The sequence below is a fragment of the Porphyrobacter sp. YT40 genome (genome assembly GCF_006542605.1).
Lineage (GTDB): Bacteria > Pseudomonadota > Alphaproteobacteria > Sphingomonadales > Sphingomonadaceae > Erythrobacter.
The window spans coordinates 2,109,804-2,121,777 of sequence record NZ_CP041222.1 but is presented as its reverse complement, the minus strand read 5'-3'; the positions used below and the strand labels follow the sequence as shown (position 1 = coordinate 2,121,777).

General features: G+C 66.8%; 8 protein-coding genes and 1 tRNA gene. 7 read left to right on the top strand and 2 right to left on the bottom strand.

Going from position 1 to position 11,974, the window contains the following annotated elements; all coding sequences use genetic code 11:
* Positions 1-54: 54 nt before the first annotated feature.
* Positions 55-1,575 carry an FAD-binding oxidoreductase gene (locus E2E27_RS09905; RefSeq protein ID WP_141458770.1) on the top strand — a complete coding sequence of 507 codons (1,521 nt, stop codon included), beginning with the start codon at positions 55-57 and terminating at the stop codon, positions 1,573-1,575.
* 72 nt (positions 1,576-1,647) lie between these two features.
* Positions 1,648-2,442, top strand: coding sequence for a SapC family protein (locus E2E27_RS09900; RefSeq protein WP_141458769.1), 795 nt, complete (start codon positions 1,648-1,650; stop codon positions 2,440-2,442).
* A gap of 99 nt (positions 2,443-2,541) precedes the next feature.
* On the opposite strand, the gene E2E27_RS09895 is transcribed toward E2E27_RS09900, so the two are convergent.
* Entirely contained in the window at positions 2,542-3,531 is a 990-nt protein-coding gene (locus E2E27_RS09895) for an N-formylglutamate amidohydrolase (RefSeq protein ID WP_181443407.1), read from the bottom strand.
* Positions 3,532-3,660: 129 nt separating this feature from the next.
* Here E2E27_RS09895 and cpdR point away from each other — a divergent pair, with 129 nt between their 5' ends.
* The 5 genes from cpdR to E2E27_RS09870 all read left to right on the top strand — a co-directional run bounded on the left by cpdR (position 3,661) and on the right by E2E27_RS09870 (position 9,220).
* A complete protein-coding gene (cpdR, locus tag E2E27_RS09890) occupies positions 3,661-4,050 on the top strand; it encodes a cell cycle two-component system response regulator CpdR (protein ID WP_141458768.1) in 390 nt (129 codons plus the stop codon).
* A gap of 81 nt (positions 4,051-4,131) precedes the next feature.
* Positions 4,132-4,206 (top strand) — tRNA-Val (locus tag E2E27_RS09885).
* A 204-nt stretch (positions 4,207-4,410) separates the two neighbouring features.
* Entirely contained in the window at positions 4,411-5,634 is a 1,224-nt protein-coding gene (locus E2E27_RS09880) for an NADP-dependent isocitrate dehydrogenase (protein WP_141458767.1), read from the top strand.
* Between the two features lie 138 nt (positions 5,635-5,772).
* Positions 5,773-7,413: a bifunctional GNAT family N-acetyltransferase/carbon-nitrogen hydrolase family protein gene (locus tag E2E27_RS09875; RefSeq protein ID WP_141458766.1), complete on the top strand. Its 1,641-nt coding sequence runs from the start codon at positions 5,773-5,775 to the stop codon at positions 7,411-7,413.
* 31 nt (positions 7,414-7,444) lie between these two features.
* Positions 7,445-9,220, top strand: a complete 1,776-nt coding sequence (locus E2E27_RS09870) for a cation:proton antiporter domain-containing protein (protein ID WP_141458765.1) — start codon at positions 7,445-7,447, stop codon at positions 9,218-9,220.
* Between the two features lie 15 nt (positions 9,221-9,235).
* Here E2E27_RS09870 and alaS read toward each other — a convergent pair whose 3' ends face one another.
* Entirely contained in the window at positions 9,236-11,890 is a 2,655-nt protein-coding gene (alaS, locus tag E2E27_RS09865) for an alanine--tRNA ligase (RefSeq protein ID WP_141458764.1), read from the bottom strand.
* Between the last annotated feature and the right edge of the window lie 84 nt (positions 11,891-11,974).

The window sequence follows — 11,974 nt, the reverse complement described above, 5'->3', positions numbered from 1 at the left end:
CATGACCAGAAAAGCATTGGCACATTCACCGACGACTGTGGCATGAAGGCCACAATGAATCATCCCACACCGCCTCCCGCTCTGCCCGCGTCCTCCGCTTCGCAAGCCTCCGAAGCCTTTCTGACCGCCGCAGCAGCGCTGCTCGGCGAGCGCGGGCTCACCACCGATCCGGAGCGGATGGATGCCTGGCTCACCGACTGGCGCGGGCGCTACACCGGGCGCGCGCTGGCATTGGCGGCACCGGCCTCCACCGCCGAGGTCGCCGCGCTGGTAGGCCTGTGCGCCGCGCATGGCGTGCCGATCGTGCCGCAGGGCGGCAACAGCGGGATGGCCGGCGGCGCGACCCCAGACGCGAGCGGCACCGCGGTCATCCTTTCGCTGCGGCGCATGAGCGCGATCCGCGCGATCGATCCCGCCGCCGGTCAGGCCGTGTGCGAGGCGGGCGTGGTGCTCCAGACCCTGCACGAGGCCGCCGAGGCGTCGCAGATGCGCTTTCCCCTGACGCTGGGGGGCAAGGGATCGGCCACCATCGGCGGACTGATCGCCACCAATGCCGGCGGCACGCAGGTGTTGCGCCACGGAACGATGCGGGCGCAGGTGCTGGGGCTGGAGGCGGTGCTGGCTTCGGGCGAAGTGCTCGACCTGATGACCCCGCTCAAGAAGGACAATCGCGGCTTCGACCTCAAGCAGTTGCTGATCGGGTCGGAAGGGACGCTGGGCATCGTCACCGCCGCCTGCCTGCGGCTGCTGCCTGCCACCCGCGGCCGGGCGACGGCATGGGTCGGCCTCGAGGGGATCGTCGAAGCGCGCACCCTGCTGCGGCAGATGGAACGCGCGATGGGCGACGCGCTCGAGGGGTTCGAGGTGGTGCCTGCGCATTGCCTCGAATCGGTGCTCGCGCATCAGCCCACCGCGCGCGCGCCGCTGGCCGAGCCTCATGCGTGGAATGCGTTGATCGAATGCGTCTCGCCCGCGCAGGACAGTCTTGCGCTGCGAGAGGGCCTCGAGGCCGCGCTGGCCACCGCGCTCGAAGACGGTCTCATCGCCGATGCGGTAATCGCCGCCAACGACACTCAGGCCGAGGCCTTGTGGGGCCTGCGCGACGGGATTTCCGCTGCGGAGCGCGCGCTCGGCCCGGCGATGCAGCACGACATTTCGGTGCCGGTGGAGGCCATGCCCGAGTTCATCCTCGCCGCCACGCCCGCGATCGAAGCCGCCTATCCCGGCAGCCGCGTGGTCGCCTTCGGCCATCTCGGCGATGGCAATGTCCATTTCCACGTCCTCGCCCCGCCCGGCGCGGTGCGCGGGGTGTGGGAAGAGGCCGAGGGCAAGGCGGTCAGCGCCAAGGTCTATGATCTGGTGACGCAGTGGGGCGGCTCGATCAGCGCCGAACACGGGATCGGGCAGATGAAGGTGGACGAACTCGCCCGGCTGCACGATCCCATCGCGCTGGCGGTGATGCGCAGCGTCAAGCAGGCGCTCGACCCGGCGGGCCTGCTCAATCCGGGGAAACTCCTGCCCGCCGCGCCGCACCCTGCCCCCTCCCAGCTTGCGCGCGCAGACGCAAAAGCCTAAGGGGCGCGCTTTCGGCGGGGCGATGATCCGCTGAGGGGATCAACCACCGCTTTATTACCGGAGACCGATGTCATGGCCAGCGCGCCGCAACCGCAACTTCCGCTGTTCTACAAGGACCTTCTGCCGCTCAACAGCCGTGACCACGCCAAGTGGAAAGCCGCGACGCTGGAGAGCGCCGCCTATCTCGCGACGACCCACGCGATCCCGCTGACCTCGGACGAATTCGTCGATGCCCAGCGCCACTTCCCGATCGTGTTCACTGCCGGTGACAGCCCGCTGCCGATCGCGCTGTTCGGCCTCAACGAAGGCGTGAACACCTATGTCGGCGACGACATGAAGATCAACGAGGCGATCTATCTGCCCGCCTACGCGCGGCGCTATCCCTTCATCCTCGCCAAGCTGCAGCAGGGCGTCGACGACATGTCGTTGTGCTTCGATCCGAGCGCGAACCTGCTCGGCGCCTTCGACGATGGCCTCGCGCTGTTCGACGATGCCGGTCAGCCCACCGAATATGTGCAGGGCGTGCTCGATTTCTGCCGCCGCTTCGAGGAAGCCGGTCAGCGCACCAAGCTGTTCATGGACGAGCTGATCAAGCTCGACATCCTGATCGACGGCGAGATCGCGATCACCCGCAACGACATGCCCGACACCCCCTTCGTCTATCGCGGCTTCCGCATGGTGGACGAGAACAAGCTGCGCGAACTGCCGGCCGAGACGCTGGAAGGTCTGGTGAAGAACGGCATCCTCGCGCTGATCTATGCGCACCTCTATTCGCTCAACATGATGCGCAACCTGTTCGAGCGCCAGCTGGCGCAGGGCAAGGTGCCGACGCCGGGTCAGGCAGCGCCCGCTCCGGCGCTGAACTGATCGCTTGGGCCGGAGGGGCCTCGGGCTCTTTCGGCGCAGCTTCTTCGACGGGCAGGCAGGCCGCAGGGCCGCCTGCCCGTTTCGATTCGGGGGAGTGCGCTATTCAGCAGCCTGCCGCTGGCTCTCGGCCCCGCCCAGCAGCGCGGTTTCCGCCCCCAGCTCGCGCACCAGCGTCGCCAGCAGCGCGGCGACGGCCGGCAGGCCCGGCCCCGGCTGGGCGAACTGGCGGTCGAGATAGGCGCTGCGGCAGACCTCGATCTGCATCGCGTTGCGGCCTGCGCGCGGCGCGCCGTGGCGATCGAGCACATAGCCGCCCGAATAGGGCCGGTTGTGCGCCGCCGCCGCCCCGCGCGCTTCGAGATGCGCGAGCGCCCGGCCCATCAGACGGTTGTCGCACGCCGCCCCGAAGCGGTCGCCCAGCACGAACATGGGCGCGCGCGCCTCGCCCTCGGCGGCGCGCAGTGGGGGCATGGAGTGCAGGTCGATCAGCAGCGCCGCGCCCCATTGCGCGCGAATCCGCTCCAGCGCATCGGCCAGCGCGGTGTGATAGGCGCGGTGAATGCCCTCGATCCGCGCCGCGAGTTCGCCCACAGACAGGCGCCCGCGCCAGATCTCGCCCGATCCCGGCAGGCGGCGCGGCACCAGCCCCAACCCGCTGCGCGCGCGGGCATTGCTGCGCTGGCCGGGGGCAGGCGCCGCGATCTCCGCTGGCTTGCCGCCTTCGATCATGTCCCAGTCGATATCGTCCTCGGCGCGGTTGAGATCGAGCAGCGCGCGCGGCGCATGGGCTACCAGCAGCGCCGCCCCGGTCTCCCGCGCGATGGCGACGCCCAGCCGGTCGACAAGGCGATCCTCGAGCCGCAATTGCGCCAGCGCCGCATCGCGCATCCGCGCGGTCACCTGCGGCGGATAGGCCCGGCCCGCATGGGGCACCGCGATCAGCACCGGCAATGCAAGGCGCGGCGGGGTCGTCAGCGTGAATGCGGGCGCGCCTTCCGCCCCCTCGCCCAGCCCCGGCACCACCCCGCCGCTCACCGAAGCGCGCAGGCGCGGCAACAGGTCGGACTGAGGGGGCGAGAGAGGAGCCATTCCGCCGTCCTTGCTGAAGGCTTTGCGCGCGCGAGTCAAAGCCTCATCGCTGCCGCAATCCGCACCACGCCGGAGGCATTCGGGCGCAAGCACAAAGATTTCTTAAGCCGCGCCTGCTACAGCCGCGCCATGACCGTGACCCGCACCCCTCGCATCCTGCTTGCCGAAGATGAAGAAGCGATGCGCACCTATCTGGAACGCGCGCTGACCAATGCCGGCTATTCCGTCAGCGCGGTGGACCGCGGCACGGATGCCGTGCCGCTGCTGGAGACGGGCGACTATGATCTGCTGCTCTCGGACATCGTCATGCCTGAGATGGACGGGATCGAGCTTGCCCAGCGCTGCGCCGAGATTTCCCCGCGCACCAAGGTGATGTTCATCACCGGCTTTGCCGCGGTCAGCTTGCGCGCCAGCCGCGAACAGCCCGCCGCCAAGGTTCTGTCCAAGCCCTTCCACCTGCGCGATCTGGTGCTGGAGGTGGAGCGCGTGTTCGAGGAAGCCGACGCGGTCCGGCGATAGAATTTTCCGAATCGCTTGCACCTTGCAAGGTGCTGCGATAAAGGGCCGCTCCGCCCCGCGATGGGGCCGGTCCGATGGTGCGGGCGTATAGCTCAGTGGTAGAGCACTATGTTGACATCGTAGGGGTCGCAAGTTCAATCCTTGCTACGCCCACCACCGGACACAAACGAAACAGCCCGCCCCCTTCGGGGGGCTTTTTTGTGCCCTGCCTCTGCCGTGACGGCTCTTGCGTTTCATTCGCCCCCCCTGCCCTTGCAAGCCCGCCCTCCTCTGCTAAAGCCCGCGCGGGATCTTACACAGCTTCCTGTCGATCACACCTAGCCTCGCACCAGACGGGGCAAGAAGGATAGGGCAACACACATGGACAAAATCAAAGTCGCCAACCCCGTCGTCGAACTCGACGGCGACGAGATGACCCGCATCATCTGGCAGTGGATCCGCGAAAGGCTGATCCTGCCCTACCTCGATATCGATCTGAAATATTACGATCTCTCCGTCGAAAAGCGCGACGAGACCAATGACCAGATCACCGTCGATGCCGCCAACGCGATCAAGCAGTATGGCGTGGGCGTGAAGTGCGCCACCATCACCCCCGACGAGCAGCGCGTCGAGGAATTCAACCTCAAGAAGATGTGGAAGTCGCCCAACGGCACGATCCGCAACATCCTTGGCGGGGTGGTCTTCCGCGAGCCGATCGTGATCGACAACGTGCCGCGCCTCGTGCCGGGCTGGACCGATCCGATCGTGGTCGGCCGCCACGCCTTCGGCGACCAGTACCGCGCCACCGACACGCTGATCCCCGGCCCCGGCAAGCTGCGACTGGTGTTCGACGGTGAGGACGGCACCAAGATCGATCTCGACGTGTTCGACTTCCCCAGCGCCGGTGTGGCGATGGCGATGTACAACCTCGACGATTCGATCCGCGACTTCGCCCGCGCCAGCTTCAACTACGGTTTGAACCTCGGCTGGCCGGTGTACCTCTCCACCAAGAACACGATCATGAAGGCCTATGACGGGCGCTTCAAGGATCTGTTCCAGGAAGTGTTCGACACCGAAGGTTTCGCCGAAAAGTTCAAGGAAAAGGGCATCGTCTACGAACACCGCTTGATCGACGACATGGTCGCATCGGCGCTCAAGTGGTCGGGCAAGTTCGTCTGGGCGTGCAAGAACTACGATGGCGACGTGCAGTCGGATACGGTCGCGCAGGGCTTCGGCTCGCTCGGCCTGATGACCTCGGTCCTGATGACCCCGGATGGCAAGACCGTGGAAGCCGAAGCAGCCCACGGCACCGTCACCCGCCACTACCGCCAGCACCAGCAGGGCAAGGCGACCTCGACCAATCCGATCGCCTCGATCTTCGCCTGGACCCGCGGCCTCATGTATCGCGGCAAGTTCGACGGCACCCCCGATGTTGTGCGCTTTGCCGAAACGCTTGAGAAGGTCTGCATCCAGACCGTAGAGAAGGGCTACATGACCAAGGACCTCGCGCTGCTGATCGGCCCGGGGCAGGCCTGGCAGACCACCGAGCAGTTCTTCGAGACGATCGTGCAGAACCTTGAAACGGAAATGGCCAGCTGGGCCTGATCGCTCTGCCGCCAATTTAAACGTATCGCAGGAGGGCGGGCTGTCATCGGACAGTCCGCCCTTTGCGCGTGCGGTATTGGGAACAAGTCGCAAGCCAATCGCTTGGTCTTTCACAACGGGAACAAGGGACACATCCGAATGGCCAGCAGACCGAAAGCGCGCCTCGAAATCCGTCAGGCGAAGCTCAAGGACGTGCGCGCCATCGGCGATCTGGTGCGCCGCGCCTATGACGATCTGCCCGCCTACACACAGGGCGAGATTCGCGGGCAGATCAACAATTACCCCGAAGGCTGCTTCGTCGCGCTGTTCGATGGCGAGGTGGTCGGCTATTGCGCCTCGATGCGACTGGACGAGCGCGTCGCGCTGTCGGATCACACCTGGGACGAGGTCACCGGCAACGGCTTCGGCAGCCGCCACGATCCCACCGGCGACTGGCTCTATGGCTACGAATTGTGCGTCGATCCGGCAGTGCGCGGCACCCGGCTGGGCCGCCGTCTCTATGAAGAACGCCGCGCGCTGGCCGAGCGGCTCGATCTCACCGGAATCGTCTTCGGCGGCCGGATGCCCGGCTACGCCCGCGCCAAGCGCCGCAAGGCCAATCGCGCGGAGAGCCCCGAGCAATATCTCGAACTGGTGAGCGAGAACCGCATCCACGACCCGGTGCTGCGCTTCCAGCTCGCCAATGGGTTCGAGCCTGCCGGGATCCTCCCCAAATATCTGCCCGAGGACAAGGCCAGCCGCGGCAATGCGGTGCGGATGATCTGGCGCAATCCCTATGTGGACAGCGACGCGCCGCCCAAGCACCGCTTGCCGCGCGATGTCGAAAGCGTGCGGATCGCGACCTGCCAGCTACAGGCGCGCGCGGTGAAGGACTTCGACGAGTTCATGAAGCAGGTCGAATATTTTGTCGACGTCGCCTCGGACTACGAGGCGGATTTCATCGTCTTCCCGGAAATGTTCACCGTGATGTTGCTGTCCGCCGAAGCGAGCGAGCTCACCCCGCTCGAAGCTATCGAGCGGCTGAGCGACTACACCCCGCGCATCCGCCAGCGCCTGTCGGAAATGGCGCTCGCCTACAACATCAACATCATCGGCGGATCGCACCCCACGCGTATGCCCGATGGCGACATTCACAATGTCGCCTATGTCTGCCTGCGCGACGGATCGATCCACGCGCAGGAGAAGATCCACCCCACCCCGAACGAAGCCTATTGGTGGAACATTAAGGGCGGCGATTCGATCGACGCCATCCCCACCGACTGCGGCCCCATCGGCGTGCTGATCTGCTACGACAGCGAATTCCCCGAACTCGCGCGCCGGCTGGTGGACGAAGGCGCGCGGATCATCTTCGTGCCGTTCTGCACCGACAGCCGCCAAGGCTACATGCGGGTGCGTTATTGCGCACAGGCGCGCGCTATCGAAAACCAGTGCTATGTCGTGATGAGCGGCAATGTCGGCAACCTGCCCAATGTCGCCAACATGGACATCCAATACGCGCAGTCCTGCATCCTCACCCCCTGCGACTTTCCCTTCGCGCGGGATGGCATCGCGGCCGAGGCATCCGAGAATGTCGAGACGCTGACGATCAGCGACGTGAACCTCGCCGACCTGCAATGGGCCCGCGCCGAGGGCACGGTGATGAACCTCGCCGACCGCCGCTTCGATCTCTACCGGATCGAGTGGGACAAGCGGGTCGGCAACATCAAGGATCCGCTCGGCGAACATCAGGAAACCGGCGTTACCCGCCCGCTCGGCCCGCCCTCGGCAGGAGGCGGATGACAGGGGCGCGGGCGGGCGCTAAGCCAAGGGCGTGGCTGGCGAACTGACCCTCTCTCCGTTCCTGTCCGACGCGCTGGTAATCCTCGGCGCGGCGGGGATCGTGATTCCGGTTTTCGCGCGCTTCCGCATCACCCCGATCATCGGTTTCATTCTGATCGGCGTGCTGGTCGGCCCCTACGGACTGGGCTCGCTGGTCGAGCGAATACCCTGGCTCTACTACGTTACCATCAGCGATCCCGAGAGGCTGACGCCTTTCGCCGATTTCGGCATCGTGCTGCTGCTGTTCGCCATCGGGCTGGAGCTGAGCTTCAACCGCCTCTGGCAGATGCGCAAACTGGTGTTCGGGCTCGGCGCGCTGGAGCTACTGATCATCGGCAGTTCGCTCGCCGCGCTGTTCGGTCTCACCGGAATGCTCGGCTGGACTGCGGCGCTGGCGCTGGGCTTTGCGCTGGCCTTTTCCTCGACCGCGATCGTGCTCCCCATCAGCGGCACCCGCACGCCCGTAGGCCGCGCGGCGCTGTCCATGCTGTTGTTCGAGGATATCATGATCGTCCCGATCATCTTCATCCTCGGCGCGCTCGCCCCCAATGCGCAAGGCGACGGTTGGGAGGGGCTCGTCGCCACGCTGTGGCAGGGCGGGTTGGTGATCGCGATCCTGCTGGTGGTGGGCCGCGTCGCCCTCCCCCGCCTGTTCGCGCAGGCCGCGCGCACCAAGAGCCCCGAGCTGTTTCTCGCCGCATCGCTGCTGGTGGTGATCGGCGCGAGCCTCGCCACCGCGCTCGTGGGCCTTTCCCCCATCGTCGGCGCGCTGATCGCTGGGCTGCTGATCGCCGAGACCGAATATCACACCGAAGTCGAATTGATCATGGAACCGTTCAAGGGCCTCGCCCTCGGGGTGTTCCTGATCACCGTTGGCATGAGCATCAACCTGATGGAAATCGGCGCCGAGATCGGGGCGATCGCGCTGGCGGTGGTGGGTGTGCTGCTGTTCAAGGCGCTGGTGACCGGCGTGCTGCTGCGGCTGATGGGCGCGCGGCGCGGCACCGCTGCCGAGACCGGCGTGCTGATGGCCAGCCCGTCCGAAACCACATTGATCGTTCTCGCCGCGGCCACCAGCGCGCTGGTGATCGACCAGGAAACCGCCCGCTTCTGGCAGACCGTCACGGCCATCGGCCTCACCGTGACCCCAATTCTGGCGCGGCTTGGCAAGATGTTGGCGCGCGAGGTTGATGGCGTGGCCGAGGATACCGCGACCAGCGACAGCGACGAGCCGCGCACCATTATCGTCGGCGGGGGCCGGGTCGGACGCTTGGTCGCCGATATGATGCACACTCACGGCAAGCCCTACGTGATGATCGACACCAACCCCGATCTGATCGCGAGTGCCAAGCGCCACGGCTACCGCGCGACCTTCGGCGATGCCGCGCGCGGCGACGCGCTGACCAAGTTGGGCGTCGAAACCGCGCCTGCCGTAGTGCTGACGATGGACGAACCGGTGCTCGCCCAGCGCCTCGTTACGAAGCTGCGCCAGTCCTATCCCGATCTGCTGATCGTCGCCCGCGCGCGCGACACCGATCATGCCGCAGCGATGTATCGCGCCGGGGCCAGCCACGCCGTGCCCGAAACGCTCGAAAGCTCGCTCCAGTTATCCGAAGCGGTGCTGGTCGACATCGGCGTCGCGATGGGCCCGGTGATCGCCTCGATCCACGAAAAGCGCGACGAATTCCGCGAACAGCTGGAGCGCGACGGCGGGCTGAGCGAGAAACCGAAGCTCAAGACCGCCAGTCTGCAGGAACGCGGCGCCTAGCGCCTCAACCTTGGGCTAGCTTCCCAGCACCGCCTTCACCGCCGCCAGCGCCTCGGCCGCCTTGCTGCCGTCCGGCCCGCCGCCCTGAGCCATGTCGGGCCGCCCGCCGCCACCCTTGCCGCCCAGCGCTTCCACGCCCGCGCGCACGAGGTCGACTGCGCTGAAACGCGCCGTCAGATCGTCGGTCACGGCAGCGGCGATGCTCGCCTTGCCGTCATTGACCGCGATGATCGTTGCCACGCCCGAGCCCATGCGCTGCTTGGCCGCATCGAGCAGCGGGCGCAGTTCTTTGGGATCGAGCCCTTCGAGCACCTGTCCGGAGAAGGTCACGCCTGCGATGGTCTCGTCGGCCGCGGCCGCCGCGCCGGAGCCGCCGCCGCCGAGCGCGAGCGCCTTCTTCGCCTCGGCCAGTTCCTTTTCGAGCCGCTTGCGTTCGTCGAGCAGCGCGGCGAGGCGCGCGGGAACTTCCTCGGGGGTCGCGCGGATCACGCTGGCGGCGGACTTCAATGCTTCCTCGCGCCCGACCAGCCATTGCCGCGCGCCCTCACCCGTCATCGCCTCGATCCGGCGCACGCCCGAGGACACCGCGCTTTCCGAGATGATGCGGAAGATGCCGATGTCGCCCGTCGCGCGCACATGGGTGCCGCCGCACAGTTCGACTGAATAGTTACGCCCCTCACCACCGGCGCGGCCCATCGAAAGGACGCGCACTTCGTCGCCGTACTTCTCGCCGAACAGCGCCAGCGCCCCCGCCGCGACCGCGTCGTCGGGGGTCATCAGCCGGGTCGAGACGGTCTCGTTGGCGCGAATTTCCTCGTTCACCTCGGTCTCGATCGCGGCAATGTCCTCGGGCGTGAGCGCGACCGGGTGCGAGAAGTCGAAGCGCAGCCGGTCTTCCGCGACCAGCGAGCCCTTCTGCGTCACGTGCCCGCCGAGGCGGTTGCGCAGCGCGGCGTGGACCAGGTGCGTCGCCGAGTGGTTGGCGCGGATCGCGTCGCGGCGCGCGGCATCGACCTTGAGCTCGACCGTGTCGCCGACCGCGACTGTGCCCGCTTCGACCTGCACCTGATGCGCGTGCAGGCGGCCGAGCGGCTTGGAGGTGTCGGTCACGCTCGCCTTGAAGCCTGCCGCGTTCGCCATCGTCCCGGCATCGCCGGTCTGGCCGCCGCTTTCGCCATAGAAGGGCGTCTGGTTGGTCAGGATCACCACCGTGTCTCCGGCGGCCGCGCTTTGCACTTCGACCCCGCCTTTGACGATGGCGACCACCCGGCCCTCGCCGCTGGTGGAGGCATAGCCGGTGAATTCGGTGGCGCCTTCGCGTTCTGCGATGTCGAACCAGACCTCGCCCGATGCGGCCTCGCCCGAGCCCTTCCACGCGGCGCGCGCGGCAGCCTTCTGGCGGGCCATCGCGGCGTCGAAACCGTCCTTGTCGACCCCGATCCCGCGTGCGCGCAAGGCGTCTTCGGTGAGATCGTAGGGGAAGCCGTAGGTGTCGTAGAGACGGAAGGCGACGTCGCCGTCGAGCTCGCTGCCTTCTGCGAGGTCGCCGGTGGCTTCGTCGAGCAGCTTCAACCCCTTGTCGAGGGTGCGGCGGAACTGGGTTTCCTCGCGCTCGAGCACTTCGGCGATCAGCGCCTGGCCGCGCTGAAGCTCGGGATAGGCCGCGCCCATTTCGGTCACGAGCGCGGGGACGAGGCGGTGCATCAGCGGCTCGGCGGCGCCCAGCAGGTGCGCGTGGCGCATCGCGCGGCGCATGATCCGGCGCAGCACGTAGCCGCGCCCCTCGTTGGAGGGCAGCACGCCGTCGGCCATCAGGAAGCTGGTCGAGCGCAGGTGATCGGCAATGACGCGGTGCGAGGCGGCGTGGTCACCCGCTGCTGCAACGCCGGTGAGGCTCTCGCTCGCGGCGATCAGCGCCTTGAAGGTATCGGTGTCGTAATTGTCGTGGACGCCCTGCAGCACCGCGGCGATGCGTTCGATCCCCATGCCGGTGTCGATCGAGGGCTTGGGCAGGTCGCGGCGGCTGCCATCGGCCTGCTGCTCGTATTGCATAAAGACGAGGTTCCAGATCTCGACGAAGCGGTCGCCGTCCTCGTCGGGGCTACCGGGAGGCCCGCCGAAGATGTGATCGCCGTGATCGTAGAAGATTTCGGAGCACGGGCCGCAGGGGCCGGTGTCACCCATCGACCAGAAGTTGTCATTCGTGGGGATGCGGATGATCCGCTCGTCCGGCAGGCCCGCGATCTTCTTCCAGAGGGCGAACGCCTCATCGTCGGTGTGGTAGACCGTGACGGTGAGCTTGTCCCTGGGCAGGCCCCATTCCTTGGTCAGAAGGGTCCAGGCGTGGGTGATCGCCTCTTCCTTGAAATAGTCGCCGAAAGAGAAATTCCCCAGCATTTCGAAGAAGGTATGGTGCCGCGCCGTGTAGCCGACATTGTCGAGATCATTGTGCTTGCCCCCGGCGCGGACGCATTTCTGCGACGATGCTGCGCGCGGCGAGGGTGGGGTCTCGAGCCCGGTGAAGACGTTCTTGAACGGCACCATCCCGGCGTTGACGAACATCAGCGTCGGATCATTGTAGGGAACGAGCGGCGCACTCGGCGTCGCGGCATGGCCGGCCTTGCTGAAATAGTCGAGGAAGGAGCGGCGGATTTCGTTGGTCGACGTCATGGCCGTGCAGTTAGGCAAAGCGCGGGCATTTCGCAATGCACCGCGCAAAAAGGGCGCTCCGGCGGCGGGCAGGTGTTGCTGCGA

Bases quoted from the DNA above. Each gene is read 5' to 3' on its own strand.
- alaS (WP_141458764.1), bottom strand. From the start codon at position 11,890: ATGACGTCGACCAACGAAATCCGCCGCTCCTTCCTCGACTATTTCAGC.
- E2E27_RS09895 (WP_181443407.1), bottom strand. From the start codon at position 3,531: ATGGCTCCTCTCTCGCCCCCTCAGTCCGACCTGTTGCCGCGCCTGCGC.
- E2E27_RS09880 (WP_141458767.1), top strand. From the start codon at position 4,411: ATGGACAAAATCAAAGTCGCCAACCCCGTCGTCGAACTCGACGGCGAC.
- cpdR (WP_141458768.1), top strand. From the start codon at position 3,661: ATGACCGTGACCCGCACCCCTCGCATCCTGCTTGCCGAAGATGAAGAA.
- E2E27_RS09900 (WP_141458769.1), top strand. From the start codon at position 1,648: ATGGCCAGCGCGCCGCAACCGCAACTTCCGCTGTTCTACAAGGACCTT.
- E2E27_RS09875 (WP_141458766.1), top strand. From the start codon at position 5,773: ATGGCCAGCAGACCGAAAGCGCGCCTCGAAATCCGTCAGGCGAAGCTC.
- E2E27_RS09905 (WP_141458770.1), top strand. From the start codon at position 55: ATGAATCATCCCACACCGCCTCCCGCTCTGCCCGCGTCCTCCGCTTCG.